Source organism: Thiothrix winogradskyi, assembly GCF_021650935.1.
Taxonomy (GTDB): domain Bacteria; phylum Pseudomonadota; class Gammaproteobacteria; order Thiotrichales; family Thiotrichaceae; genus Thiothrix; species Thiothrix winogradskyi.
In genome coordinates, this window is sequence record NZ_CP091244.1 from 488734 (window position 1) to 514796 (window position 26063).

Consider the following 26063-nt stretch of genomic DNA (forward strand, 5'->3'; position numbering starts at 1 on the left):
TGTTGCCCGCTCGGAGGCCATTCATGCGCATCGGAACCCCGCTTTCCCCCTCAGCCACCCGCGTCATGCTGCTCGGCAGCGGCGAACTCGGCAAAGAAGTCATCATTGCCCTGCAACGCTTAGGCGTGGAAGTAATCGCGGTCGACCGTTACGCCGATGCACCGGGGCATCACGTTGCACACCGCGCACACGCCATCAATATGGCCGACCCGCAAGCCTTACGCGCCTTGGTGGCAGCCGAACAGCCGCATTTTATCGTGCCGGAAATCGAAGCAATTGCCACTGATGAACTCGCGGCTATCGAAGCGGATGGCTTAGCGACCGTCATCCCCACCGCTCGCGCCACGCAACTGACCATGAACCGCGAAGGCATCCGCCGGTTGGCAGCGGAAACCTTAGGCTTGCCAACTTCGCGCTACCACTTCGCCTCCAGTTTGGCAGAGATGCAAGCCGCCGCCGATGACGTGGGCTACCCCTGTTTCGTCAAGCCGGTGATGTCATCCTCCGGCAAAGGCCAGTCGATGCTAAAAAGCGCGGATGAGGTGGAAGCCGCGTGGGAATACGCATTGTCGGCGGGGCGGGTGAATCACGGGCGGGTGATTGTGGAAGAATGCATCCATTTTGATTACGAAATCACCTTGCTCACCGTGCGTGCGGTGGGGGAAAACGGCGCAATTGCCACGCATTTCTGTGACCCGATTGGGCATCGCCAAGTCAAAGGTGATTACGTCGAAAGCTGGCAGCCGCAAGCCATGAGCGCCAGCGCCCTTGCCAAAGCGCAAGACATTGCCGCGAAAATTACGGATAACTTGGGCGGGCGCGGCTTGTTTGGGGTGGAATTATTCGTGCGCGGCGATGAGGTGTATTTCTCCGAAGTCAGCCCGCGTCCGCACGATACCGGCATGGTGACAATGGCAACGCAATTCCAGAACGAATTCGAGCTACACGCCCGCGCCATCCTCGGTTTGCCGGTGAATACTGCGTTGCATTCCACGGGCGCAAGCGCGGTGATTTACGGCGGGATGGAAGCGGAAGGCATTGCGTTTGAAGGCGTGGAACACGCGCTGCAAGTGCCAGAAAGCGACGTGCGCTTGTTCGGCAAGCCGGTGGCGTTCGAGCGGCGGCGCATGGGTGTGGCGTTAGCGCGGGGCAAGGATACCGATGAAGCGCGGGCGCGAGCGGCGGAAGCGGCAGGGCGTGTGAAGCCAGTGCTGGGTTAAACACACTCATATAGCCAATTTGCCACGCAATGAGTGGCAAATTGACGTGGACACATTGCCGCCACCTGTTTCAAACTGTCGCGCCCCCCGCCGAATACTGCTTCCACTGATGATTCGATGCCCCATTCGACTGGAAATACACCTCCAACAAATCAGGAACCGAAATCCGTAACGTCGCCGCGACTTTGATTAAGGGGAACCTCTAAAAACCCACTGATACCCACACAAATGTGAGAAAATGCTCATCTGAGCCACCGCCCCGTTACTAGCCATGCCCAAGAAAAGTGCCATCAAAACCAGTCTGTTTGCCGCCGAAGAGCGTGAACAGAAACTCGACCGCAAGGGCGACCTGCTGTCCACGCTGAACCAGCACGTCAACTTTGTCGCCTTGGCAGCAGAAATCGACCACATCGCCCCACGCCCAAGTGACAAGCGAGGAGGCCGTCCACCCTACCCAACGGAACTGATGGTACGGGTCTTGGTGTTGCAACACCTGTACAACCTGTCGGACGAGGCATTGGAATACCAATTGCTTGACCGGCTGTCGTTCCAACGGTTTTGTGGCCTGCGTCATTCCAGCACGATCCCGGATGCCAATACCTTGTGGGTATTCCGTGAACGGATCAGTGCGGCAGGTGGTGCGGATGCCCTGTTTGATGCCGTCCAACGGCAATTACAACAACACGGTTTTATTGCCCGTGGTGGTCAAATCGTCGATGCCACGCTGGTGGAAGCCCCTAAACAACATTTCCACAAAGAAGAAAAGCGCTGTTGGAACAAGCGGCAACACCCGCTGGCTGGACACCTGCCCAACGTCGCCAAAAGGATACGGAAGCAAGCTGGACGAAAAAACACGGCAAAAGCTACCACGGCTACAAACTCAGTATCAGTGCCGATCGGAAATACAAACTCATCCGCAAACGCCACATCAGCACCGCCAAAGAGCATGACACCAACCATTTTGAAGCGGTGCTTGACCGAGCCAACACCAGCCGTGACGTATGGGCGGACAAAGGTTATGAAGACCAATCCCGTGAACAACGCCTCAACCAAGGTAGCTGGCGGTTACACATCCAGCACAAAGCCAAGAAAGGCAAGCCGCAATCCGACTGCCAGAAACGCCGCAACACCCGCATCGCCAGACCCCGCGCACGGGTTGAGCATGTGTTTGGGTCAATCTGTGCGATGGGTGGCAAAGCCATCCGCAGCATTGGGTTGGCACGGGCAGTATTCGGCCTCAGCATCAAAGCAACCGTGTATAACCTGCGTCGGCTCTGTTCGCTCAGAGAGGGCGGAGTTGTGCCCATTTGATGGAGAAATTCCCGAAAAAACAGCAAAAATGCGGAAAAACAACCTGATTGTGGCTTGGTGTGCTAAAAATTGAGATGGGTTGGTGTTTTTTTAACAAAATGCCGATAGGCCAACGCTAACCGTTGCAATACGCCGGGTTTTTAGAGGTTCCCTAAGGTCGACACTTTCGCTTCCTGAATCTCTGCCCGCATCAGCTTGTGCCAGGTTTGCCGAGAAATGCCTGAGCGCTCTGCCGCCTCTTTGAGGCTAAGATCCATCACCTGCATCCGGCGTTGCACGTAGTTGGCTAAATCCATTGATGACATCCCCTATTCCCTCGATAACACCCAATAATGGCATTGAGTTTCACTGTTTGGGCGTAGGGCAACAAGGTAGAAATTTCCACCCTTGACAAAACTTAAACGCTTATTTGACAACATTGCATCAGACAAAATATCAGCTTACACAAACCAATGCTGGATGAAGGTTGAGCATGACCGTCGAGTAACGTTAAACTAGTAGAAACAACGTCTAAAACCCATCCGATTGGGAAGTCTGGATTTATGTACAAGCCTCAATATTTACTCGGTGATTTTGTTAACGCATTGTTCGCTAACCCGTCGTTTCAAGCACGCTTCGCACTCTACGTTAACTTTATCGAAACATTGGGATTTGAGGGGCGAGTTGTTTATACCTACTTGCCACTATTGAGCATAGAACGCGAAGGTAAGCTATTTCCTACGCCACCAGAATTCACGCACACCAATGACTATCCTGTTGATTTTCTATATCATTACGTCACAGAGGAGTTAGACCGCTGTGATATTAGCGTCAAAAAGATCAAAAACAATGACTTTTCGCTGACCAATTATGGCGAATACGCTGACACCATCGGCTTGAAACCTGACGAAAATCACTTTGACAAGCTGGCTACTCAGTTATACGGGTGTGTGAATGCCCTCAGCATTCCCGCAGCGGGAGTGACGGGCATTTCTACGATCAATATTATTAGCCGCGAACACCCTGCTATCTTTAACCATTTGATGCACGAACGCTCAGAACTGTTATTGCAGATGACGCAAATATTTCACAGCTTGGTGTTATCTGATCCGCAAACCTGTATGCGGTTTACGTCTCCTTTTTTGCCGAGCTTGAATGACACCGAAATCGCTATTTTACGCTATGCGGCAACGGGCAAACCCTTCAAAAATATTCAGGATCATACGGGGATTTCGTATCGCTATGCCTGCAAAGTGCTGGATACGCTGCGCAATAAATTAGGCGGGATTAACCGGGATAGATTGCTCTATCTAGCTGGACTTTTACGCTTGTAGCAAGCCCAACCCAACATTGTGTAGAGACGCAAAATCTTGCGTCTCTACCTTGGCAGACAAACTGCCATTACTGGGCTATCAATCTCACGGTATTACTTTAACCATGCAATACAACCCGGCATGAGAAGGAATTGCTACTTCGCCCGCCGCATTCACACATTTCCAATGCGAAATCGCCGCGTTGCAAGGCGTATTCGGTGCACGCAAACGTACTGCCAAACGCACATGCTCACCTGGTTTAGTATCGGGAATCGGCACGCTCTCACTTACTGATGCCAGCGAGGTACTGCCCTCTGTGCTCATGCATTGCAAGCGCCAACCAACCCAAGCGTCTTTGCCTAAATTGGTGACCTCCCAGATTTTCTCAAACTCCTCTCCGACCCGAACCTGACTATTATCGGGGAAACTCACATCCGCCACAAAACCCAACACGAAAGTGGTACTGCCACCCCGACGCCCGGCTAGTGTTACCTCGCGCCCATCAAAAAAGATACGTAACATGCTTAATGGGTGAGTTTCCAGCGTATCCGCCACCTGAGTCAGGGTGGATAGCCGTGCTTCACCAATTTCCGCACGTAACAACTTATGCCATGTTTGACGTGAAATTCCCGAACGTTTCGCAGCTTCCGTGGTCGTCATTTGCATGGCACGCAGACGCAACCGCAAGTATTCTGCTAAATCTAATGCAGACATGTTTATTATCCCTCAATGATCAACTGACGTGTGTCAATTTAACAGAAAGGAAATCAAGGCGATAGAGTGCACAAAATTTTAGTTATGCATTACATACTATACATAATGTGTTAAAATTATCGTTTTGCACTATATACTATGCATGGATATGCTATTACTGGGGCAAACTCTGCGCAATGCCCGCAAACAACGCCGTTTTACCCAAGCCGATTTGAGCGCAAAAGTCGGCATGAGCCGTGCCACACTCTCTGGAATTGAGAATGGGACGATTCCTGAAGTCGGTATCCGCAAAATACTCGCCCTCTGTTCCGTGTTGGGCTTGGAATTACTCGCGCAACCCGTCGCGCCGCGCCGCCCCACCTTGCACACGCTGGTGGATGAAGTTACCCAACGCAAAACAGGTCGCACCCCATGAGCAACACCCCACTGACGGAATCAGGCAGCCTCGATATTTACGTGCAAAACCAATGCAGCGGCACGCTAGGGCGGAGTGCATTAAGGGCGTTGACGTATGTGTTTGCGTACTTACCGGATACTCCACCCACCAAAGCCGTTTCACTCACCATGCCAGTAATGCCGGATCAATACGGCTATCAGCAAGGCGTACACCCGATTTTTCAGATGAACCTGCCCGAAGGCGAGTTACGCGAACTATTACGTAACCGTTTCCAGAAAACCGTGCAGAATTTTGACGATCTCGCCTTATTAGGAATTGTCGGGCATTCACAAATCGGGCGCATCCGCATTACCCCCACAGGAACCCTGCCTGACGCGATGCCCTTGCAAGACATGCAAGAATTGCGTACCTATTCCGGCACGGAAGATTTGTTTGCGGATTTGTTGCAACGTTACGCCCGCTATTCGGGCATTTCCGGCGTACAACCCAAAGTCTTGGTGCGCGATGCCGATACCGTCGCCAGCGCGGCACAACTGGAGCAATTCAGTTACCGCGATGCCACCACATCGTCAAAGGCTGGAACCCCGAACGCTTCCCGCAACTCGCCGCCAACGAATACTTTTGTATGCAAGCCGCTCGCAAAGCCGGGCTAGAAACCCCAGACGTGGAACTCGCCGCACAAGGTCGGCTACTCATCGTCAAACGTTTCGATCTGGATAAGCACGGTGGCTACCTCGGTTTTGAAGACTTTTGCGTGCTCAACGGCTTAGCCACCGATGACAAATACGTCGGCAGTTATCAGGATATTGCGCAACGCATCCGCCAATTTGTATCCCCCTCGCGGATACACGAAGCACTGGAACAATTTTTCCTCTCATTGGCGCTGACTTGTGCGGTACGCAATGGCGATGCACACCTGAAAAACTTCGGGGTACTTTACGATGACCCTGAGGGCGACATCCGCTTTGCGCCCGCCTTTGATATTGTCTCCACTACACCTTACATTCCCAATGACACCTTGGCGCTGTTATTTGGTGGCAGCAAAGCCTTCCCGGAACGCAAAGCGCTGTTAGCTTTTGCCCGCCAGTTTTGCAATATCAACGAGCGTCGCGCCAAACACCTGCTGGAATGGGTTGCCCACGGACTGGAAAGCACCTTACCCGACTTACAAGCCTATCAACACCAACACCCCGCTTTCACGGCGATTGGTGAACGGATGCAAACCGTTTGGAAACAAGGAATTGCTGAATTGATGGGTATCCATTAGTATTCGTGCCTAAACCTCACCGGATTAGCGATTATTATGCTGAAGTATTTAGCACATCTAAGTTGGGTAAGTTGTTGTGGCTTATTGTTAATATTAACGGGCTGCGAAAAATCCCCCGAAAATCCAGCGGCATCGGCATCCCCCAACGTGACCGTCTTGGAAACCTATATCCAAGCATTAGCGCCGGAAGACGAAACCCTCGACACCCGCTTTGGCAAACTACAAATTGCCCACAGCAAGCCCGGACTTCCCCCCGATTCATTGCTGCTGGATGACAAACAAGTTTTCCAACAAGAAGGTTTTTACCTGTCACTGCACCACTACATCAAACAAAATGCCCGTGACGTGGTGCTTTTCGGCACCAACTGCGGCGGTACGGCTTGCCCGCAAGACCAGTTTCACTTCCTGCTACTGGATAACGATGCTGAACCGACGGTGGTGACCCATTCCGATTTCAATGCCATGCCAGAAGACCTCACCCTCAATGTCGACGGCGAGCGCCTATTACTGGATCTGGGCTTCCAAGCGGGCAAACACAAAAACGCAGTACTGCAAGGCCGCCAATTAGGTATTGAGCTGGAAACCGTACCCAAAAGCTTTGTGGGTGAAGAAAACTGCCGTTGGTTATACGAAGAAGCCTTAGGCGCGTGCAAAGAATACCAGGAAACCGATGCCACTTGCCGCGACCCACAAGCCAGCTTTCCCGGTCACTTGACACGCGGCGTGGCTGCGGTGAGTGAACACCCCGGTTTTGTCAGCGAATCCTTCGCACGACGTTGCAAGATTGCCTGCGAAAGCGCCAAAATCGTCGATTACCCCACATTTGCCAAAGAAGTGTGTAGCAAATCTTAAGTCAAAAACCGTAATTGGCGCTGATTGCCGCTTTTACCCGTAGCATTCGGCATTGTTCGATTCTTACGAACCTCGCTCAAAAACGGAATCTGCCCTTTTTGCCCCGTGACCGCATAATCTTGCAGCAAAGCGTCTTCCAGCACGCTTTGCTCAATGCCCAATAGCGCCTGCCCGCCGCCATGCACCAACACGAATAAACGCGGCAAGGCAATTTGATGGGTTTGTTGCACTTGCGCATAAATCCATCCCGACAACGCCCAGAAACGCGCAAACGGCGCATCCCCCAGCAACAACGGCAAGGTATGTGCAAACCGCCCGGAATTGGCGATCATGTCCCAATAGCGGGCAAAGCGATTCATCTGCTGCATGGTGTCGAAATCCACCCGATCGGTGCGCAAAATGTTGTACGGCGGTTGCGGGTTATACACCATTCCAAATGCCTCGGTGTGGCGAATAATCGGCGTACCGCGTAAACGTTTGAGGATGCCTACTTGAATTTCATGCGGATTCAATGCCATCAAACGGTCAAAACCCGCCCCAAAACTCGGCAAATCCTCCCCCGGTAATCCAAAAATCAGATCGGTGTGCAAATGCGCGGTGGAATGTTCCCGCAACCAACGGATATTCTCTGCGGACTTCGCATTATCTTGCTTACGGCTAATCAGCGCCTGCACTTCCGGGTTAAAGGTTTGGATGCCAATCTCAAACTGCAAAGAACCCGGCGGGAAACGGGTAATCCGTTCTTTAAGCGCATCCGGCAAATGATCGGGAATCAGCTCAAAATGCAAAAACGTTTCCGCGTCCAAACGTTCCAAAAAAAAGTCCAAAATAGCTACCGTCGTGGCAATTTTCAAATTGAAGGTACGATCCACAAAACGAAACTGACGCAAGCCCCGCTGCCACAGCCGATCCATTTCCGCCAAAAAGCCCTGCAAAGCAAACGGCAAGGCGGTTTTATCCAAGGCAGACAGGCAAAACTCACATTTGAACGGACACCCGCGTGACGCTTCCACGTAAATCGAGCGCGTCGCCAAATCATCTTCCGTGTATTGCGTGTACGGTAGCGCCAACTGTGACAATGGCACTTGCTCACCGGCAATAATTTTGTTCAAGGGCTTTTGCCCATTCAACAACTGCCCACACAACTGCCGGAAACTCACCTCACCCGCCCCAGTAATCACGTAATCCGCCTGCTGCACAATCGCCTGTTGCGCGGTTTCATAACTGACTTCCGGGCCACCCAACACAATCACCACCTCAGGGGCGAGTGCTTTGAGTACCGCCACTAAAGCGGTGGTTTCGGTGATATTCCAGATATACACTCCCAGACCAATGATACGCGGCTGACAGATCAATAATTGCTCAGCAATATCCAAGGGGCGCATAGCGATCGTAAATTCCATGATTTTTGTTTGCGCCTGCCACTCCCCCTGATTGGCTAATAAGTAGCGCAAACCCAATGAGGCATGGGTGTAGCGGGCATTCAATGTGCCAATAATAATATCATCAACCATAAGAAAAATCTCATTTAACCTATTTAAACACCTAATCAATTAACGATAAATATAACAATATTTTTCAAGCCTTTGTTTAACATGCTGCATAAATGATAATTATTGATAAATTTAATTAACCAACCAACTTTTTACAAGGAAAAAATGACAACACACTGTCTCTAATATACACTCTACTGCCTTATACCATGTTGTTATATGGATACAGTGAAGTTGATTAGTGTCGCCAATCATTTGTCCCTGCAAAACATACCGTTTGTCAGTCGTCCAACAAAACATTCTTCATTAGAATATATTGATATGCTAATCTATTCTTTAATCTTTCGATCAACTTTACTGAAATTTCTTTTTAAATTAAAACCTTAGGTTAATTTATGTTTACTGTAAAACGTCTCCTGACAGTGGTTTTTCTAACCATTAGCGTGGTTGGAACCGCCTCGGCTGGGCAGAAACGGCCGAACAGCCTTCATGTAACCGCTACCGCTTATAACTCAGTTCCTGCACAAACTGACAGTACTCCAGACATCGCCGCATGGGGCGACCGCCTAATACCTGGCATGAAAGCCATCGCTATTTCCAGAGATCTATTGAAAAAGCATGGTCTTAGCTACGGTGACAGGGTAAAAATCAAGAGCCACGATGGTGAATACCTCGATGGCGAATACATCGTTTTAGACAAAATGAACTCACGCTGGCGCAAAAAAATCGACATTTACATGGGGAAAGATGTGCGCGAAGCAAAACGTTGGGGAAAACGCAAAGTGAGTATTCACTGGTAATAAACCTCCCGATCGAAGGATTTCTCAAAGCCCGCACCTATCGCGGGCTTTTTTCTTAGCAAACAAACGCTTATTATGCGCCCATGCAAACTCCAGAAACTTATGATGTCGTGATCCTCGGTGCTGGTGCAGCGGGGTTAATGTGTGCAGCAACAGCCGGAAAACGTGGGCGGCGCGTGCTATTGCTCGACAAAGCCGACAAGATTGGCAAAAAAATCCTCATTTCCGGCGGCGGGCGTTGTAATTTTACCAATCTGCACGTCAACCCCGGCGCTTATTTGTCGCAGAATCCCCACTTTTGCAAGTCGGCACTAGCACGATACACCCCACACGACTTCCTCGATTTGATGCGCCAATACCACTTAAGCTGGCATGAAAAAACCTTAGGGCAACTGTTTTGTGACCAAAAAGCCCCTGCGATTGTGGATATGTTGTGGACAGAATGCCAAGAAGCGGGTGTCACCTTACGCCTGAATACCGAAGTAACCCATACGCATCGGGAAGCAGCACACTTCCACCTGCAAACGACGCACGGCGTCGTGCAATCCACCTCATTGGTAATTGCTACCGGCGGACCGTCAATTCCCCGCATGGGTGCGACGGATTTCGGCATCCACATCGCCAAGCAGTTTGGTTTGAAAAATATCCCATTTTCCCCTGCACTCGTGCCATTCACCGTTGACCAAACTCTGTTGGATGGTTTATTCGCGGGTTTGGCAGGCGTTAGCACACCTGTAGCAGTCAGTTGCGGGGAAGGTTATTTCCGCGAACAGATGTTGTTTACCCATCGGGGTTTGAGTGGCCCTGCAATGTTGCAGATTTCATCGTATTGGCAAAAGGGCGCAGCAGTACAGATTGATTTGCTGCCGGGGCAGGATGCTTACGCTTGGCTGCAAACCTTACAAAAGCAACGCCCGAAAGCAGAACTGAAAACCGTATTAGCCGAAGTGTTACCCAACAGATTAGCGCAACGTTTATGCGAAACCCTGTTTCCTAACCGTCCCTTGGGGCAATACGGTGACAAATTGCTCCAGTCGATTGCCACGCAATTACATGCATGGGAATTAACGCCCGCAGGAACAGAAGGAATGCGTACTGCTGAAGTGAGTTTGGGTGGGGTAGATACCCGCGAATTATCGTCTAAAACGCTGGAAGCCCGCAAAGTGCCGGGGCTGTATTTCATCGGTGAAACCGTGGATGTCACCGGCTGGCTAGGCGGGTATAACTTTCAGTGGGCGTGGGCTTCGGGTTGGTGTGCGGGGCAATATGCCTAACCCCGCACGCCCAAACATTACACGCAGCCGGTAGGCTTCGGTAAACCGCCGTATTTGGTAATCGGCTTCATTGGGCCGGTTTTCCATTGCGCAAACAGGACTTTTTGATCCATATTGACGAACTTAGAAAACTTGCGGATCGGTGGTACAACAGCTTGATCTTCGTAATACTCACGCGCTTTCAGGATCTGTTCCCATTTCTCATCGGTCAGCTCGACACCATCAGCTTCTGCCATCGCCTTACCGATTTCAGGGGTCCAAGCATCCATGCTCAGCAAATAACCATCGCCATCGCGTGCTGGGATTTCTACGTTCATTGTTTAGGTCTCCTCAAATTGCCTAGTAATTTAGTAGGGTATTTTACTGATAAAGGGGCAGTGTCTGTCAATACTCACACTGGCTATAAGCAATTAGGGTGTTGCACTAATTACCTGAATCGCGGCGCATTTTGGCAAAATCCAACATCCGCTGGGTTGAGCGCAAGGCTTTCACCCGCACGCTCTCTTCGACAAAAATCTCATTGCCCCCGGTCTCCAAGACAGTCAACAGATTGTGTAAGCCATTCATCGCCATCCACGGGCAATGGGCGCAGCTTTTGCAAGTTGCTCCCTCACCCATAGTGGGGGCAGCAATGAATTCCTTATCGGGTGCTGCCTGCTGCATCTTGTAGAAAATCCCGCTGTCGGTTGCCACAATAAAACGCTTATGCGGCAAGGTTTGCGCGGCTTTAATCAATTGCGAGGTGGAACCGACCGCATCCGCCAAACGAATAATTTCTTCCGGTGATTCGGGGTGTACCAGCACACCCGCGTCGGGATACTTATCAAGCATCTCCCCCAGCGCCCGAAACTTGAATTCGTCATGCACCACACAAGCGGCTTGCCACAACAACATATCCGCCCCGGTCAAGCGCTGAATATAACGCCCCAAATGCTTGTCGGGTGCCCAGAGAATTTTCTTACCCTGCTCATCCAGCCATGTGACCAAATCGACCGCAATACTCGACGTGACCACGTAATCAGCACGTGCTTTCACCTCTGCACTGGTGTTGGAATAAACTACCACGGTACGGTCAGGGTGTTCGTCACAAAACGCGATAAACTGGTCGGCAGGGCATTCCAAATCCAAGGAACATTCGGCTTCCAGCGTTGGCATCAACACGCGCTTTTCTGGATTGAGAATTTTGGCGGTTTCGCCCATGAAACGCACCCCTGCCACGATCAGGGTTTTTGCTGGGTGTTCATTGCCAAAGCGTGCCATGTCCAATGAGTCGGAGACGTAACCGCCGGTTTCTTCAGCCAATTCTTGCAAGTCACGTTCGACGTAGTAATGCGCCACCAATACCGCGTCTTGCTCCTTGAGTTTTTGTTTGATTTGCTCCTTAACCCGCACTTTTTGCTCAGGGCTATAGCGCGGATTCAGCGCCTCAATGTGTGCGGTGAGCGGCACCTTGATAACGGGAATGGTAATGGCTTTATTGGTCATTTTACGCTTATCCACTGGCAGGCAACTGCCAGAATGCTCAGGTATTGGCTCGCCCGTTATCCGCATACGCAACCTGGTAGCGCTTGACCCCTTGGAACATTGCACTAGCCAGCTTCTGTTGGTATTCAGCAGTACGCAGGCGCTTTTCTTCCGCCGGATTGCTGATAAAAGCGGTTTCGACCAACATCGACGGAATATCCGGTGAGCGTAACACCACAAAGCGGGCGCTTTCAACACGGCGGCGCAAAGGGTTATTCACCTTGGCGAGTTCGTTCAATACCCCTTTTGCCAAACTGAGGCTGCGATCCATCATGGCATTTTGACTCAAATCGAGCAGCACGGAGGCAATTTTGTCGCTGGTATGACGCACGCCGAATTTTAATTCGTAAGAGTTTTCGCTTTCTGCCAGTAAACGCGCTGCCTCACTGGATGCACCATTTTCAGACAGAATATAAACCGAAGAGCCGCTTACCCGTGTGCTGGGGTTCGCATCTGCGTGTACCGAAATAAATAAATCCGCTTTGTATTTGTGCGCAATATCCATGCGTTCGCGCAGTGGGATGAATTTATCACCGTCACGGGTGAGAATCGCCTTCATGCCCTTTTCGCGGTCAATCCGTGCTTTGAGTTTGCGGGCAACTTGCAACACCACGTCTTTTTCCAACGTCCCGTTAGCGCCAACTGCACCGGGGTCTTTACCACCATGACCGGGGTCGATCACCACAATAAACTTACCTTTGGATGGTTCGGTTGTCGCCGGTTTCTCCAGTTGCTTCGATTCTTCCGCAGACTTTTTAGGGGGTTTCGACTTACCGCTGCCGCTACTGCCTTTACCAGTGGGGTTGAGGCTGACGGTCAGCACATGGCTGTTGCCTTCTGCGGTTAATGAGGACTTGACCGCGACTTGTTCCGCCACGTCTAACACCACCCGCAAACTGCCATCCTCACGATCAGAGTAACGAATACCGGTAATCGGCTTGCGGTCATGCGCACCCTGCTTCAGCTTGCCTTGCATCGTAGTATTTTTTAAGTCAATGACCACGCGATCCGGCTTGTCTAGGGTGAAAACCTTGTAGGCAATCGGTGCATCTAATTGCAGCAGGAAATTCAATTTATCGGCTGTCCCGCTCAGGTTTGCTCCGGTTAAGTGCCCAGCGACGGCTTCAGCAGCCAATGCTTGTACGCTATTGAATCCGCTGGCGACTGCCCCGGCGAGTGCACCTAATTTCAGAATAAAACTTCTGCGGCTCAATTTTTTGCTATTCATTGATCGGTTCGCAATGGGTGGAAAAACGTATCTTAGTTATAAGTATTAATACAGAGTGGCTCACTTTTCAAGTGAATTTTTACCAATACGTGCCAATATCATGATTATAAACGACTAAACTCTTCCAAAAAAATTTCACGCGCCTCACCGCAGTAGCGGAGGTGGACGCGCAAATCTGCTTCCGGCAAGACCCCAGCCGCTTTTTCAGGCCATTCGACGAGACAGAGTGCATCCGGGCGCAAATAATCGCGGATGCCCATGTATTCCAACTCCTCTGGTTCAGCTAAACGGTACAGATCGAAGTGGAAAATGTCGCGCCCCGCCAGATGATAGGGTTCGACTAGAGTATAAGTGGGGCTTTTGACATTGCCGGTATGCCCTAATGCACGTAACAAGCCGCGTACCAGTGTGGTTTTGCCAGCTCCCAAATCACCGTGCAGGGTAATCAAGCCACCGTTAGGAAATTGCTGTGCCACGTTTGCGCCCAGTGCGAGCATCGCGGCTTCGTCGTCTACCCGTTGCCAATTGTTCATGTATTAAGTGCTTCCCGTAAATGTGCAATGAGGTCGCTTGCCAGCAAACCGCGCTCACCACCGTCAACGGCGGCAAGATCGGCAGCGTGCGCGTGTAGCCAGACACCCGTTTCGGCGGCTGCGACCAAACCCAAACCTTGTGCCAGCAACGCCGTAATAATACCCGTCAGCGCATCACCCATGCCACCGGAGGCCATGCCGGGGTTGCCTGCGGGGCAAATGGCAATACCTTGCGTGCTGGCGATGAGTGTGCCAGCGCCTTTGAGTACGATAACGCCACCGTATTCGTGCTGCAAGCGGCGGGCAGCGGCAATACGGTCGTATTCGACACTGGGCGTGTCGCTGGCAAGTAAACGCGCCGCTTCACCGGGGTGTGGGGTCAGAATCCAATCATCGCGCTGGCTGCGGGTTTGCGCGAGCAGGTTAAGCGCATCGGCATCCAACACTTTGGGCGGCGTAGCCTGTTGGATGAGAGTAAGCAATTGGCGTGACCATGCGCTTTGCGCCAAACCGGGACCAATACCGATAGCATCCATACGCGCCAACAACGAGCGTAACCCAGCGGGGGAATCGACTGCGTGCACCATGAGTTCCGGGCGATGCAGATTGAGAAACGCAGCATGATCGGGATGGGTGGCAATGGAAACCAAACCACTCCCTGCGCGTAAAGCCGCTTCCCCCGCCAGCCGAATCGCGCCACTCATACCGGGTGCGCCACCAATTAACAGGCTATGTCCGCAATGACCTTTGTGGGCAGAACGGCGGCGAGGTGGCAAGTGTTCGCGCAGGGTGTGTTGACCGAGTAAATGCATGGCAGTGGGAACGTGAGCATATACCGCATCCGGCACATCCAGACGCGCAAACTGCAATATGCCGCCATAATCGCGGGCAGTGCCGGTGAACAACCCCGCTTTCCAGCCAATGTAAGTGACCGTCATGCTGGCAAACACCGCATCACCACAAGGCTGGCCGGTATCAGCCTGTAAACCGGAGGGAATATCAACTGCAACAACCGGGGCATGTTGCCGGTTGAGCAAAGCGATAGCACTGGCGTAAGCACCGCTGACCGGACGATCCAAACCGGTGCCGAGCAGAGCATCGACCATGACATCGGCTAATGGGAGCTGATCGGCAAAGGCTTCGACGTTTCCACCAGCCGCGAGAAAATCCTGACAGGCTTGCTGAGCAGCGCCTTGCAAACGGGTACTATCCACCAATGACAGCAGCCTCACCTGCCAACCAGCTTGCAACGCCAGACGGGCGATGACGTAACCATCCCCGCCATTATTTCCACTGCCGCACAACACCACAACGGAGCGGCTGGCAGACCAGTGCTGGCGGATGCATTCAAAAGTAGCTTGCCCCGCACGGGTCATCAGGGTGTAGGCAGGAATGCCATAGTGCTGAATGGCGATTTGATCAAGCTGCCGGACTTGGGCTGCGGAATAGACCCGGTGTTCGACAGCCATCATCCCCGATGCACTCACTACTTAACTCCAAGCGTTACCAGACACCCTTTCATTGTACTGCGCTACTCACTGGTCAGGATAGTGATGCGCCTACATAATAAAGCTCACTTTTTGAGCTTGTCTTTTATTATAAAAAAAATCTATTATTACGAACATAAATTCAACCTAACTAGCGCAATCCCTCACAAGATGCACTATATTCTGACTTGGCATTGACAGGGGCGTCACGCCAAGGCGCACTAACACAATGGTTGCAACCCAGAAAATATTTCAATGAATAAGAAAAAAATCAGCTCATCCTTGCACACGTCACCACTGATCATTCAGGGGCAGATCACGTTCCTCTCGCGGCACGGGGCAACTTGGCTATGGGGGAATGCGTTTGCGGCTACGCTGTTTGTGCTCCTACGCTGGGTAGAAAGCACAGAAAATATGGCCTTGCTGCTGGTTTGGTTCACCGCCATCTTAGCCATGAATGTGATGCGCTGGCTATTTGGACAACAGTTCTTACCCTCGCAACATTATTCCAGTGAAGAATTACAGGTGTTCGGGCAACGTTACCTCATTTACTCAACGCTCATCAGTGCGTTATGGGGTGTGTCAGGCTTTATCCTCTTCTCATTCGACCCATTGATGCAAGCAGTACATGTGTTGTTACTGGCTGGAGCCATTGTTGCCGCCATGCCGGTATTGGCGCTTTCCAGCTTGGCGTTATACCTGCAAATCGGCGCAATTCTGTTGCCGATTACGTTGAATTTATTATTGCTGGGCGAAACAGCGCAGCAATCGCTAGCATTGGCAACTGCCTTACTGGGTATGTTACTGGCGATGGCATCACGCTCGATTACCGGTTTGCTCAATGAGTTGCACAATGCACAGATTCAGGTACAGGAACAGGCGCACACCGACCCCGTGACCCAGATTTCTAACCGGCGTTTTTTCGACACTACTTTTAAGATGGAATGGCGTCGTGCCACCCGTGAAGCAAAACCCTTATCGCTGTTGATGATTGACGTTGATCATTTCAAACGTTACAACGACCGTCACGGGCATCAGGCCGGTGATCAATGCCTGCAAATTATTGCGCAATGCATTAAAGCCGTGGCACGCCGTGCATCGGATGTTGTCGCCCGCCACGGCGGCGAAGAATTTGTGATTCTATTACCGGATACACGCCTAGAAGATGCCGCATCATTAGCGGAACGGGTCCGCAAAAGCGTGGAAGATCAACGTATACCGCATTCCGATGGGGCAATTCCCCGCATTGTCACGATCAGTATTGGCGTATCCAGTTGCACCCCCACTACCGCATACGATGCGCAAACCCTACACGATGCCTCCGTGGTTTACCCCGCAATGCTATTGAATGCAGCAGATAGGGCGCTATACCGGGCTAAACGTAACGGACGTAATCAGATTGCCAAAGAAGGTTGTGGCGAAGGCATCATCAAGCTTCCCGTACCACAAGCAGCAGCAACCCATGCGGCTTAAACGTCAGATGTAACCATTACGCCACTACGTGCCGTTACAATTTGTTACAAAAACTTTATTCGGTTTCAGGAAATAGCATTTTCCTCAAAGAAAAAGATGCTATAAAGTAGCACTCGCTCTTTTAGAAGAAACACAAGAATACGGGGAATTGCTGGCTTCCATGACTATTGATAAAAAACTCATTATTGCTGAGCTTGACACCCTGCTTGCCAGCCCCGGCTTTCGCGCCAGAAAAGTTATCAAGCGTTTTTTACATTATGTTGTGCATGAAACCTTGGCAGGGCGCGGGGATGCCCTCAATCAACACAGCATTGCCATCCACGCTTTAAGTAAACCACCCGATTTTTCACCGGTCTACAACCCCTTGGTGCGCATTGAAGCAGGACGCCTGCGTAAATTGCTGAAAGCACATTACGCGGATGCGAATACCCCCGGTAACATCATGATCACCATCCCAAAGGGAACGTATCAAGCCGCTTTCACCCTGAGAACTCGTCCGCCAAACACCACAATACCGCCGGAAATTCCGTTAACCCCGCACGTCACCGAAGGGCCGCGTGTATTGCTGCAATGCCGGGTACTCGATACCGCCGCAACCAACGGTTCTACTCCCCTGTACCATAAAGTGCGCAACGATTTATTGCTGATGTTAAATCGCTTTCGCAATATTCGCGTCGTAGCGGGTGATACACCCGATACAACCAAGACTCACCATACTGATTATATCTTGAGTTGCGATCTCCAGATTACCGGCACAGAAACCGCATTATTCCTTGTTCTCACCCATGCACCCAACGCTGAATTGGTATGGGCAGACACATTACGCTTAATAACCCACCACACCCAACAGGATTTGGATAAACTGTGGATGCAGGTGGCTGCCAATACGGTTGCGGTACATTCCGGCAAAATGTTGTACCACTGGGCGCAATACCAACAAAGCATGACACCATCCATTGCGGCTCATCATCAAGCTTTGGTTCATTATCTGGCTTTCCTGCACAACATCACCCGTGAAAGTTTTAGCAAAGCCCTCATGAGTTGCCAACAACGCCTGCAACACTTTCCGCATGACAGCAAAGCGTTGGTGATTCTGGCGCGTCTATGCGGCTACGATCATGTGTTGCAATACCATTTGATTGAGAATCTGGAAACCACTTGGACGCATTCAGCCCGTACTGCCCTGAAGCTTGACCCCGGCAATGCGGAAGCGCATTCCATTTTTGCGCACAATCGCTACTTTCTCGGCGATCATGCACTGTGCCGTTCCGAATTGGAAATGGCTCGCCAAACGAATCCGTTCGACACGTCAATTGAGTATTTGTACGGATTCGGGCTGTACATGACCGGCGAGCATGAGGCAGGCATCCAAGCGATTCGTAACCTCATGGCGCTTCAGTTTCCGCAACCCGACTGGTACCACGTCCTACCTTTTTTACATGCATTCAATCAAGGCAACTATCAGGAAGCCTTAGTTTTAGCTGAGCGTATTCAGCACTTCGGCTACTGGGGAGAATTAGCCCGCAGTGTTAGTTGCTTTCGTCTGGGACAAACGGTACGTAGCCAACAAGAGCTTCAGGAATTATTACGTGATAATTCCCAACAGCCAAATACCCAAAATTCTGATAATCGGTCTATTTTCTCGCATGAAGCATTAAAAAAAGTATTGCAAACACTGCAAGAAATCAACAAACTGATGACCTCAAGTTAATACCAAAAATTAATGGTCATGGCGGTGAATACGTATTAATTATTAATCACATATTGATTAATTTAATTTATCGCTGTTTAAAAAAATTGATTTAATTAATTGTCGCAACCAGCCTATAAATCAACATAGCTTATTATACGCTGAACGGCGGGGATTTTTATGACTGACACATATTCTCATCCTTATGGAAACTGGTTATACAGCACACTATTAATTGCAGTAATCACTCCTCACTTAGCCGGGTGTAATGGTGGTAGTGCCACGGCGCAAAACAATACCAATACCACAACACCTGCCATCGCTGCTGCGGCTGCTACACCAACAACGGCCGCCGCCGCGCCCAGTGTGAACGCGCCCCCTATCGCTGCTACCGTTGTCAGCACTACCCCTACCACCAGTCAACGCTTCAGTCTGGTGGCGAGTAGCGGTCAAGTGGTTAACCCCAGCAGTTTAAACCAAGACAAAACCGTCTCAGTTGGCTCAAGCGGTGCATTAGGAAGGCCAGAAGCGCAAGGTGCCGACATGACGCCGCTGACGGATGCCGAACTGGCAGCGATAAAAACAACCACACCAACCGCAGCAGCACGTATTATTCGTGAATCAATCATTGGTTTTGATAGCCGGTTTCACGTCAACCCCTATGCTTACCCGCAACGTGCCGTGGCACTGATCACCTATAATGGCAGTACGCATTGCACTGGCTGGCTAGTAAGCCCCGATACCTTGGTAACAGCAGGGCATTGTGTACACGGCGGGGGCAGCAAGGGCAGATGGGGAACCACCACTGCATTCAGAATTTATCCCGGTTTTTCAGATGGCTATGCCCCCTATGGTTATTGCCAGCCACGTGAGATCTATTCTTCTCTCGGCTGGATTACCGCTGCGGACGGTGATGCGGATGTTGGGGTTATCAAACTCAATTGCGCCATCGGTAACGCAACCGGCTATTTCAGTTATTTCGTAGCTGCACAAACTGACAATACGGCGATTACCATCAATGGCTACCCCGGTGATAAAGCGGATGGCAATCAACAATGGGGCAGTACTGGCATTATTTTGCGCTCAACCCCTGCAAAAATTTATTACGATAATGACACGACTGGCGGCATGAGCGGCGCACCAGTTTGGTTGCAACATGATAAGACGGCATGGTCGTTGGGTATCCACACCAACGGCGAAAGCCTCTTGTCACCCGGTGCTAACGGCGGTACACGCATTTCTCAGGATGTATTCGATCTCATCACCGCCGTCAAAGAGCTTCCTTAAGCCACGCAACTTAACCGATAGATGAATCCAGCAAGGCGGCGCGTTACAATGCCCGCCTTGTCACCTGACACTAACGCTGGATTTTTGACCTTACCGTGAGCAACCTCATTCAACGCCGCGCTTTGCGCCTGCAAAATCTGCCCAAGCCTACTTACCCTGAAGAACTTCCGGTCGCCGCTCGCCGTGCAGATATTCTCGCCGCTATTCAAGCGCATCAAGTCGTCATTATTTGCGGGGAAACCGGCTCAGGCAAAACCACCCAGCTCCCCAAAATGTGCTTGGAATTGGGGCGTGGCGTGGATGGCTTTGTTGGTCACACCCAACCCCGGCGCATCGCTGCCCGCAGTGTCGCCGCCCGGATTGCCGAAGAACTCAACACACAACTCGGTCAGCAAGTCGGTTACAAAGTGCGTTTCCACGACCGCTGTTCGCCGGATAGTTACATAAAGCTTATGACTGACGGTATTTTGCTGGCAGAAATTCAGCAAGATCGCTACCTGCGCCAGTACGACACCCTGATTATCGACGAAGCACACGAACGCAGCCTCAATATCGACTTCCTACTCGGCTACCTCAAATGGCTCTTGCCGAAACGCCGTGATATGAAAATTATCATCACCTCGGCAACAATTGACCCGGAACGCTTTTCACGCCATTTCGACAATGCCCCGATCATCAATGTGTCAGGGCGAACTTACCCCGTCGACATCCGCTACCGCCCCTTGATCGACGTGGATGCCGAGGAAGAATTCGAGCGCGATCAAACCCAAGCCATTCTCGATGCGGTCGATGAATTAGGGCGCGAAGCCCCCGGCGATATTCTGATTTTCTTACCCGGCGAACGTGAAATCCGCGAAACTGCCGAAGCCTTGCGCAAACACCACCCGCCTGCCACCGAAATCCTGCCGCTGTATGCGCGGCTTTCCAACGAAGAGCAGCACCGTATTTTCGAGCCGCACGGGCAACGCCGCATTGTGTTAGCCACCAATGTCGCGGAAACTTCCCTCACCGTGCCCGGCATCAAATACGTCGTCGACAGCGGCTATGCCCGGATTTCACGCTATTCATGGCGAGCTGGCGTACAACGCTTGCCGATTGAAAAAGTCTCACAAGCCTCCGCCAACCAACGCTCTGGACGCTGCGGACGAGTTAGCAACGGCATCACCATCCGGCTTTACAGCGAAGACGATTACAACAAACGCCCCGTGTTTACCGAACCGGAAATCCTACGCACCAACCTCGCGGCGGTTATTCTGCAACTGGCTACCATGTGGACAGCGGACATTGAAGGCTTCCCCTTTGTCGAACCGCCGGATACTCGCCTGATTCGTGACGGCTACAAACTGCTGTTTGAAATCGGCGCGGTCGATAAAAACTTCAACGTCACCAGCAGTGGGCATCAACTCGCCAAACTGCCACTCGACCCCCGCTTTGGGCGCATGTTACTGGCAGCAAACGATAATGGGGCATTGCGCGAAGTATTGATCATTGTCAGTGCCTTAACCCTGCAAGACCCGCGTGAACGCCCACTGGATAAACAACAAGCACCTGATGAAAAACATGCACGTTTCAAGGATGAGCAATCCGATTTCCTCAGCTTCCTCAAATTGTGGGATTATTTCCACGAGCAACGCAAACACCTATCCCAACGCAAATTCCGCGAACTGTGCCAGAAAGAATTCCTCTCCTACATGCGCCTGCGCGAATGGCACGACATTCACACCCAATTGCATCAAATGGTGCTGGAAATGGGCGGCAAGGAAAATGACGCTCCAGCCAGTTACGACGCGATCCACCTGAGTTTGCTGACCGGGTTGCTGGGCAATATCGGCATGAAGGACGAAGAGCGCGAATACATGGGCGCGGGTGGGCGTAAATTCCACATTTTCCCCGCCTCCCATTTACGCAAAAAACCGCCGCAATGGGTCATGGCAGCGGAATTGGTGGAAACATCGCGCTTATTCGGGCGCACCATTGCCAAAATTCAACCCGAATGGGTGGAAAAACTCGCCGAACACTTGCTGCGCCACCATTACACCGAACCGCATTGGGAGCAAAAACAAGCACAAGTTGCCGCGTTTGAACGCACCTCGCTCTACGGCATCACCATCACCCCACGCCGCAAAGTCAGCTACGGGCGCATTGATCCTGTCACCTGTCGCGAAATCTTTATTCGTCACGCTTTGGTATACGGCGAATACCGCACGGCCGCGCCATTTTTCCAACACAATGCCGAACTGATTGCTGACATTGAAATGTTGGAAGCGAAGGCTCGCCGCCGCGACATTCTCACCGACGAACACCGTTTGTATGCGTTTTATGACGAACGCCTTCCCGCCCATATCGTCAATGGGCATTCTTTCGAGCGCTGGCGCAAAAAAGCCGAGCAGCACGACAGCCAATTGCTGTACCTCACCCATGCTTACCTGATGCAGCGTGACGCAGGGCATGAAAAAAGTGGGCAATTCCCCGACAGCTTGCAGGTGCAAGGCATGATTCTGCCGTTACGCTACCACTTTGATCCGAAAGCCGAAGATGATGGTGTCACGGTACGTTTACCCTTGCTGGGGCTAAATCAACTCAACCCCATCCGCTTCGAGTACTTAGTGCCGGGCATGTTGGAAGAAAAAATCACCGCGCTGATTCGTGCTTTACCCAAACACATTCGCAAACAGTTTGTACCCGCACCGGATTACGCCCGTGCCTGCATGGAAGCCATCGAACCTAGTGACACCTTGCCCTTGCAAACATCGGTGGAAAAACAGCTATTACGCATGAGTGGCAGCCAAATTCCACCCGAAGCGTGGGCAGCCATTACGCTGGAAACACACTTGCAAATGCGCTTTGAAGTCGCCGATGAAGCGGGTAAAGTGATTCGCAGCGGACGTGATTTAGACACCTTACGCGGCAAAGTGCACGCGCAAACCCGCGCGGAATTGGCATCCAAACCCGTGCAATCCATCGAACGGGTCGGCATTACCACATGGGATTTTGGTGATTTACCGGAACTCTATTGGCTGGAAGCAGGTGGCATGAAATTGCGCACATGGCCTGCCCTAGTCGATGCCAACAACAGTGTCAGCATTCGCTTGTTTGATAATGAAGCCGATGCCAGCAACGCCCATTGGCAAGGCGTATTGCGCCTGTTCTGGCTCGCTTTGCCCGCTGAAGTGAAAGACGTGCCGAAATATGTGCCGCAAATGCAGACCTTGTGCCTGCACTACGCCGCCACTGGCAAATGCGAGGAACTCAAAGACAGCATCACCCGCTACGTGTTCCGGCAAGCATTTAAAAATCACCTGAGCATCCGCAAGCAGGACAGCTTTACCCACGCACTGGGTGAATGCCGTTCACAGATTTTTCCGCAAACCCAAGAAACAGCGCGTCTGCTGACCCCGATACTCGCGCTTTACCATGACTTGCGCAAACAATTAAAAGGCAAAGTGCAACCGGCATGGTTAGAAGCCCTGAATGACATCAGCGAACAATTGAACCATCTGGTGTATGTAGGATTTCTGGACGCAGTATCCCCAGAGGAGTTACGGCACTTTCCGCGTTACCTCAAAGGCATTCAACGACGTTTGCAAAAATTGGCAGAGAACCCGACCAAAGACAGGGCATTACGGGTGCAAGTACAACCGTATTGGGATCAGTGGAAAGCGGCTTCGACTACGCTCAGCCAGCGGCGTTCCCTGAGCGAAGTCGAAGGGAACTGGCACGAGTACCGCTGGATGTTGGAAGAATTCCGGGTATCGCTATTTGCGCAGGAGCTAGGAACCGCAAGGCCAGTATCAGCCAAGCGGTTAGATGAATTATGGAAAAAAGCCCAGCCGTAGTTACTGGGTTGCAACCATCGCAGTCTGGCTGCTACGCGGGTAACGGTTCGGATAGCCGTAGTATTTATTCGATACTTCAGGTGATTTCATCTTGGTCAACACGCTACCGATGATATTGCATTGTGCCTGATGTAAACGCCCGACCGCATCTTTCAAATTACGCTTACGGGTCTGACCATAAGCACTGACAAACACCGTATTACCCGTGCGGTTAGAAATAATCAACGCATCCGCCAAGCCCATCACCGGTGGACCATCGAGGATAATGTGATCGAACATGCCTTCCACTTCACTCAATAAATCGGTGAAGCGTTCACCTGCCAATAGCTCGGTTGGATTCGGTACCGCAGAACCGGCAGAAATCGCCGATAGGTTTTGCACCGTGGTTTCCTGAATCAAATCAGCGACATTTTCTTTCTCACCCAACAAGTAATCGCTGATACCCAGACGATTTTCCAAACCCAATTTATTATGGGCCTCGGGATGGCGCATATCGCAATCAATCAACAGCACTCTTTTGCCGGTGTACGCAAATACAGTAGCCAAATTCACCGCCGTAGTGGTTTTCCCCTCACTGGGTGATGGGCTGGTGACATTCATGATGAGTGCTAAACCTTGCTGTGACGGCGCTTTCATCATGAGAATGTTTTCCCGCAATGACCGGAATGCCTCTAACATGAACGAGCTGCCGACCTGCCCACGTAATGCCAACACATTCTTATTATTACGCCCCGAAATATAAGGAATTACCCCCAATAACGGCACAGACCCCATCACACGACGCATGTCTTCCACGCTTCTTAAACGGTCATCCATCATTTCTGCCATGACTGCCGCCAATAATCCCAGCAGTAAACCCAGCGCTGCCCCCATAAACAGGTTCAACGGAATATTGGGTGCAAAAGGTCGGGTTGGCGCAACCGCTTCATCGACAATCGCCACATTACTGGCACTGCTGTCTGCAACACGACCAATTTCATTCAGGCGAGCTAATAGGCTTTCATAGTTAGTACGGTCAGCTTCAACTTCACGTTGCAAGGTCAAATAGCCAGCAGACTTATCACGATTTCCCATGAGTACCGCTTCCTGCTTTTTGACTTCACCCCTCAACTCACTTTCACGCTGTTTAGCCGCTTCGTATTCAGCCTGTAATCTGCCACGAGTAGTCCGGTCAATGCTGGAAGATTCACGCTGAATTTCCTTGGACAACTCACTAATGCGTGCCTGTAATTGCTGCATTTCTGGGAAATCCGCTTTGAATAGCTTAGATTGATCGCGGTATTCTGCTTGTACCCGCGCCAACTCTTCCTTCAAACGTTGTATTGCCGGGTTTTCCAAGGTACGGTCAGCACCCGCCACATTTTGAGAACGGTTGAGTGAAGCTTCAGCCGCAATCCGCGCACTGGTGGCAGCGGTCAGCTCCAGATTAAGAGAATCCAGCACACCGGAAGCAGCAGAACGATCACCATCCAAGGTAATGATCCCCTGCTTCTTAGCGAAGGCAACCAATTCATGCTCGGAATTCTCCAGCGTAAGCTTAGCTTCTTTCAATTTACCCTCAAGCGTTTCCTTGGTATTGGAAACCGCCTCGTTACGCAAATTTAAACTCATCTGCTTATAATTGCTCGCTAAGGCATTAACAATTTCTGCCGTTAACTTAGGATCCGTGTGATCGTAACTGATTTTGAAAATCTGCGAGTCTTCCACCGCATAAATATTCAAATTGCGCCGGAAGTTTTCGCCGACATTACTCTGTTGCGCCTGAGCCTCGTCACCAGCAATGCTCTGCTTAATGGAGGTCAACCAAGCATAAGCGCGGGCGCGTAAGGAATTATTGTCTTCAAAACGGTCGGCGATCTGCAACTCTTCAATCGTTTCATTGGTCAGGCGTTCGCTACCCAATAACTCTATCTGCGTTTGATAAAACTCGCGCTCACTGCGTGGGGCACGCGCAGGCTCTGCACGATCCCCCAAGGATACCCGCGCCTCTTCCGGGGTCACTTGCAAGGTAGTGGTTGCACGGTAGACATCTGGTGACAAAAAGGTAAACACAGCAGTCAGCAAAAACGTTGCCAAAGCAATGCCCAGCAGCAGCCACTTACGCTGCATTAACCGCCGCCACAACTCACCAAACCCAAACTCCTCAGCTTGGGCACGCGGCGCAACTTCCTCCATAGGAATATACTCCACCACCTGAGTATTCCCCGCCGACCGCACTTCGAGGCTTTTCGATTGATTTGCGTAATAGTTTTCCATCACCGCTCCTTGAGCATTGCCGCTACCGGCTATCATTAACGCCGACAGAGATTTCTGAAATTAAATCAATAATAGTACACGGCACAATAACTGCAATAAATGCCGTGCTTCAAAACAGCCCAACCATTC

21 protein-coding genes and 1 pseudogene are annotated in these 26063 nt (G+C 51.2%); 13 read left to right on the forward strand and 9 right to left on the reverse strand.

The annotated features are described in order from the left end of the window. Positions 1 to 23 precede the first annotated feature (23 nt). Together purT and L2Y54_RS02730 are read left to right on the forward strand one after the other, a co-directional pair. Complete coding sequence (gene purT / locus L2Y54_RS02725; protein ID WP_236499685.1) at positions 24 to 1220, forward strand: formate-dependent phosphoribosylglycinamide formyltransferase; 1197 nt, start codon at positions 24 to 26, stop codon at positions 1218 to 1220. Positions 1221 to 1491: 271 nt separating this feature from the next. Beyond that, positions 1492 to 2531 (forward strand): annotated as a pseudogene (locus L2Y54_RS02730) (IS5 family transposase). 140 nt (positions 2532 to 2671) lie between these two features. On the opposite strand, the gene L2Y54_RS02735 reads toward L2Y54_RS02730, so the two are convergent. Continuing rightward, on the reverse strand, positions 2672 to 2827 hold the full coding sequence (locus L2Y54_RS02735; protein WP_236499686.1) for a helix-turn-helix domain-containing protein: 156 nt from the start codon (positions 2825 to 2827) through the stop codon (positions 2672 to 2674). A 246-nt stretch (positions 2828 to 3073) separates the two neighbouring features. Between L2Y54_RS02735 and L2Y54_RS02740 the strand changes: the two genes are divergently transcribed. Further along, positions 3074 to 3844: a hypothetical protein gene (locus tag L2Y54_RS02740; RefSeq protein WP_236499687.1), complete on the forward strand. Its 771-nt coding sequence runs from the start codon at positions 3074 to 3076 to the stop codon at positions 3842 to 3844. A gap of 84 nt (positions 3845 to 3928) precedes the next feature. Here L2Y54_RS02740 and L2Y54_RS02745 read toward each other — a convergent pair whose 3' ends face one another. Next, positions 3929 to 4537, reverse strand: a complete 609-nt coding sequence (locus L2Y54_RS02745; protein ID WP_236499689.1) for an NBR1-Ig-like domain-containing protein — start codon at positions 4535 to 4537, stop codon at positions 3929 to 3931. A 142-nt stretch (positions 4538 to 4679) separates the two neighbouring features. Between L2Y54_RS02745 and L2Y54_RS02750 the strand changes: the two genes are divergently transcribed. The 4 genes from L2Y54_RS02750 (at position 4680) to L2Y54_RS02765 (ending at position 7053) form a co-directional block, all read left to right on the forward strand. Further along, entirely contained in the window at positions 4680 to 4952 is a 273-nt protein-coding gene (locus L2Y54_RS02750; RefSeq protein ID WP_236499691.1) for a helix-turn-helix domain-containing protein, read from the forward strand. Further along, positions 4949 to 5587, forward strand: coding sequence for a HipA N-terminal domain-containing protein (locus L2Y54_RS02755; protein ID WP_236499692.1), 639 nt, complete (start codon positions 4949 to 4951; stop codon positions 5585 to 5587). The genes L2Y54_RS02750 and L2Y54_RS02755 overlap by 4 nt, the downstream gene beginning before the upstream one ends. Continuing rightward, entirely contained in the window at positions 5500 to 6201 is a 702-nt protein-coding gene (locus tag L2Y54_RS02760) for a HipA domain-containing protein (RefSeq protein WP_236501986.1), read from the forward strand. Before L2Y54_RS02755 ends, L2Y54_RS02760 begins: the two co-directional genes overlap by 88 nt. An 84-nt stretch (positions 6202 to 6285) precedes the next feature. Then, positions 6286 to 7053 (forward strand): hypothetical protein, encoded by a 768-nt coding sequence (locus tag L2Y54_RS02765; protein ID WP_236499693.1) that lies wholly within the window; start codon positions 6286 to 6288, stop codon positions 7051 to 7053. On the opposite strand, the gene L2Y54_RS02770 is transcribed toward L2Y54_RS02765, so the two are convergent. Continuing rightward, a complete protein-coding gene (locus tag L2Y54_RS02770; RefSeq protein ID WP_236499694.1) occupies positions 7050 to 8567 on the reverse strand; it encodes a B12-binding domain-containing radical SAM protein in 1518 nt (505 codons plus the stop codon). The two genes, L2Y54_RS02765 and L2Y54_RS02770, sit on opposite strands and share 4 nt — an antisense overlap. 374 nt (positions 8568 to 8941) lie before the next feature. On the opposite strand from L2Y54_RS02770, the gene L2Y54_RS02775 reads away from it, so the two are divergent. Together L2Y54_RS02775 and L2Y54_RS02780 are read left to right on the forward strand one after the other, a co-directional pair. Next, positions 8942 to 9346, forward strand: a complete 405-nt coding sequence (locus L2Y54_RS02775; protein WP_236499695.1) for a 3D domain-containing protein — start codon at positions 8942 to 8944, stop codon at positions 9344 to 9346. 83 nt (positions 9347 to 9429) lie between these two features. Beyond that, positions 9430 to 10620, forward strand: coding sequence for a BaiN/RdsA family NAD(P)/FAD-dependent oxidoreductase (locus L2Y54_RS02780; protein ID WP_236499696.1), 1191 nt, complete (start codon positions 9430 to 9432; stop codon positions 10618 to 10620). Between the two features lie 17 nt (positions 10621 to 10637). Here the strand turns inward: L2Y54_RS02780 and L2Y54_RS02785 are convergent, their stop codons facing one another. The 5 genes from L2Y54_RS02785 to L2Y54_RS02805 all read right to left on the reverse strand — a co-directional run bounded on the left by L2Y54_RS02785 (position 10638) and on the right by L2Y54_RS02805 (position 15377). Next, complete coding sequence (locus L2Y54_RS02785) at positions 10638 to 10937, reverse strand: TusE/DsrC/DsvC family sulfur relay protein (RefSeq protein WP_236499697.1); 300 nt, start codon at positions 10935 to 10937, stop codon at positions 10638 to 10640. Positions 10938 to 11043: 106 nt separating this feature from the next. Next, entirely contained in the window at positions 11044 to 12105 is a 1062-nt protein-coding gene (nadA, locus tag L2Y54_RS02790; RefSeq protein WP_236501987.1) for a quinolinate synthase NadA, read from the reverse strand. A 37-nt stretch (positions 12106 to 12142) separates the two neighbouring features. Next, on the reverse strand, positions 12143 to 13372 hold the full coding sequence (locus tag L2Y54_RS02795; protein ID WP_236499698.1) for an N-acetylmuramoyl-L-alanine amidase: 1230 nt from the start codon (positions 13370 to 13372) through the stop codon (positions 12143 to 12145). A gap of 104 nt (positions 13373 to 13476) precedes the next feature. Beyond that, positions 13477 to 13905 carry a tRNA (adenosine(37)-N6)-threonylcarbamoyltransferase complex ATPase subunit type 1 TsaE gene (tsaE, locus tag L2Y54_RS02800; protein ID WP_236499700.1) on the reverse strand — a complete coding sequence of 143 codons (429 nt, stop codon included), beginning with the start codon at positions 13903 to 13905 and terminating at the stop codon, positions 13477 to 13479. Further along, a complete protein-coding gene (locus tag L2Y54_RS02805; protein ID WP_236499702.1) occupies positions 13902 to 15377 on the reverse strand; it encodes an NAD(P)H-hydrate dehydratase in 1476 nt (491 codons plus the stop codon). The genes tsaE and L2Y54_RS02805 overlap by 4 nt, the downstream gene beginning before the upstream one ends. 270 nt (positions 15378 to 15647) lie before the next feature. Here L2Y54_RS02805 and L2Y54_RS02810 point away from each other — a divergent pair, with 270 nt between their 5' ends. The 4 genes from L2Y54_RS02810 to hrpA all read left to right on the forward strand — a co-directional run bounded on the left by L2Y54_RS02810 (position 15648) and on the right by hrpA (position 23678). Continuing rightward, a complete protein-coding gene (locus tag L2Y54_RS02810; protein WP_236499704.1) occupies positions 15648 to 16865 on the forward strand; it encodes a GGDEF domain-containing protein in 1218 nt (405 codons plus the stop codon). A 160-nt stretch (positions 16866 to 17025) separates the two neighbouring features. Next, complete coding sequence (locus tag L2Y54_RS02815) at positions 17026 to 18576, forward strand: tetratricopeptide repeat protein (RefSeq protein ID WP_236499705.1); 1551 nt, start codon at positions 17026 to 17028, stop codon at positions 18574 to 18576. Between the two features lie 159 nt (positions 18577 to 18735). Further along, the gene (locus tag L2Y54_RS02820) at positions 18736 to 19842 is read left to right on the forward strand and encodes a trypsin-like serine peptidase (RefSeq protein WP_236499706.1); all 1107 of its coding nucleotides are present in this window, start codon (positions 18736 to 18738) and stop codon (positions 19840 to 19842) included. Between the two features lie 95 nt (positions 19843 to 19937). Next, a complete protein-coding gene (hrpA, locus tag L2Y54_RS02825; RefSeq protein WP_236499707.1) occupies positions 19938 to 23678 on the forward strand; it encodes an ATP-dependent RNA helicase HrpA in 3741 nt (1246 codons plus the stop codon). Here hrpA and L2Y54_RS02830 read toward each other — a convergent pair whose 3' ends face one another. Beyond that, positions 23679 to 25934, reverse strand: coding sequence for a GumC family protein (locus L2Y54_RS02830; RefSeq protein WP_236499708.1), 2256 nt, complete (start codon positions 25932 to 25934; stop codon positions 23679 to 23681). Positions 25935 to 26063 lie beyond the last annotated feature (129 nt).

Bases quoted from the DNA above. Each gene is read 5' to 3' on its own strand.
- purT (WP_236499685.1), top strand. From the start codon at position 24: ATGCGCATCGGAACCCCGCTTTCCCCCTCAGCCACCCGCGTCATGCTG.
- L2Y54_RS02735 (WP_236499686.1), bottom strand. From the start codon at position 2,827: ATGGATTTAGCCAACTACGTGCAACGCCGGATGCAGGTGATGGATCTT.
- L2Y54_RS02740 (WP_236499687.1), top strand. From the start codon at position 3,074: ATGTACAAGCCTCAATATTTACTCGGTGATTTTGTTAACGCATTGTTC.
- L2Y54_RS02745 (WP_236499689.1), bottom strand. From the start codon at position 4,537: ATGTCTGCATTAGATTTAGCAGAATACTTGCGGTTGCGTCTGCGTGCC.
- L2Y54_RS02750 (WP_236499691.1), top strand. From the start codon at position 4,680: ATGGATATGCTATTACTGGGGCAAACTCTGCGCAATGCCCGCAAACAA.
- L2Y54_RS02755 (WP_236499692.1), top strand. From the start codon at position 4,949: ATGAGCAACACCCCACTGACGGAATCAGGCAGCCTCGATATTTACGTG.
- L2Y54_RS02770 (WP_236499694.1), bottom strand. From the start codon at position 8,567: ATGGTTGATGATATTATTATTGGCACATTGAATGCCCGCTACACCCAT.
- L2Y54_RS02775 (WP_236499695.1), top strand. From the start codon at position 8,942: ATGTTTACTGTAAAACGTCTCCTGACAGTGGTTTTTCTAACCATTAGC.
- L2Y54_RS02780 (WP_236499696.1), top strand. From the start codon at position 9,430: ATGCAAACTCCAGAAACTTATGATGTCGTGATCCTCGGTGCTGGTGCA.
- L2Y54_RS02785 (WP_236499697.1), bottom strand. From the start codon at position 10,937: ATGAACGTAGAAATCCCAGCACGCGATGGCGATGGTTATTTGCTGAGC.
- nadA (WP_236501987.1), bottom strand. From the start codon at position 12,105: ATGACCAATAAAGCCATTACCATTCCCGTTATCAAGGTGCCGCTCACC.
- L2Y54_RS02795 (WP_236499698.1), bottom strand. From the start codon at position 13,372: ATGAATAGCAAAAAATTGAGCCGCAGAAGTTTTATTCTGAAATTAGGT.
- tsaE (WP_236499700.1), bottom strand. From the start codon at position 13,905: ATGAACAATTGGCAACGGGTAGACGACGAAGCCGCGATGCTCGCACTG.
- L2Y54_RS02805 (WP_236499702.1), bottom strand. From the start codon at position 15,377: ATGATGGCTGTCGAACACCGGGTCTATTCCGCAGCCCAAGTCCGGCAG.
- L2Y54_RS02810 (WP_236499704.1), top strand. From the start codon at position 15,648: ATGAATAAGAAAAAAATCAGCTCATCCTTGCACACGTCACCACTGATC.
- L2Y54_RS02815 (WP_236499705.1), top strand. From the start codon at position 17,026: ATGACTATTGATAAAAAACTCATTATTGCTGAGCTTGACACCCTGCTT.
- L2Y54_RS02820 (WP_236499706.1), top strand. From the start codon at position 18,736: ATGACTGACACATATTCTCATCCTTATGGAAACTGGTTATACAGCACA.
- L2Y54_RS02830 (WP_236499708.1), bottom strand. From the start codon at position 25,934: ATGGAAAACTATTACGCAAATCAATCGAAAAGCCTCGAAGTGCGGTCG.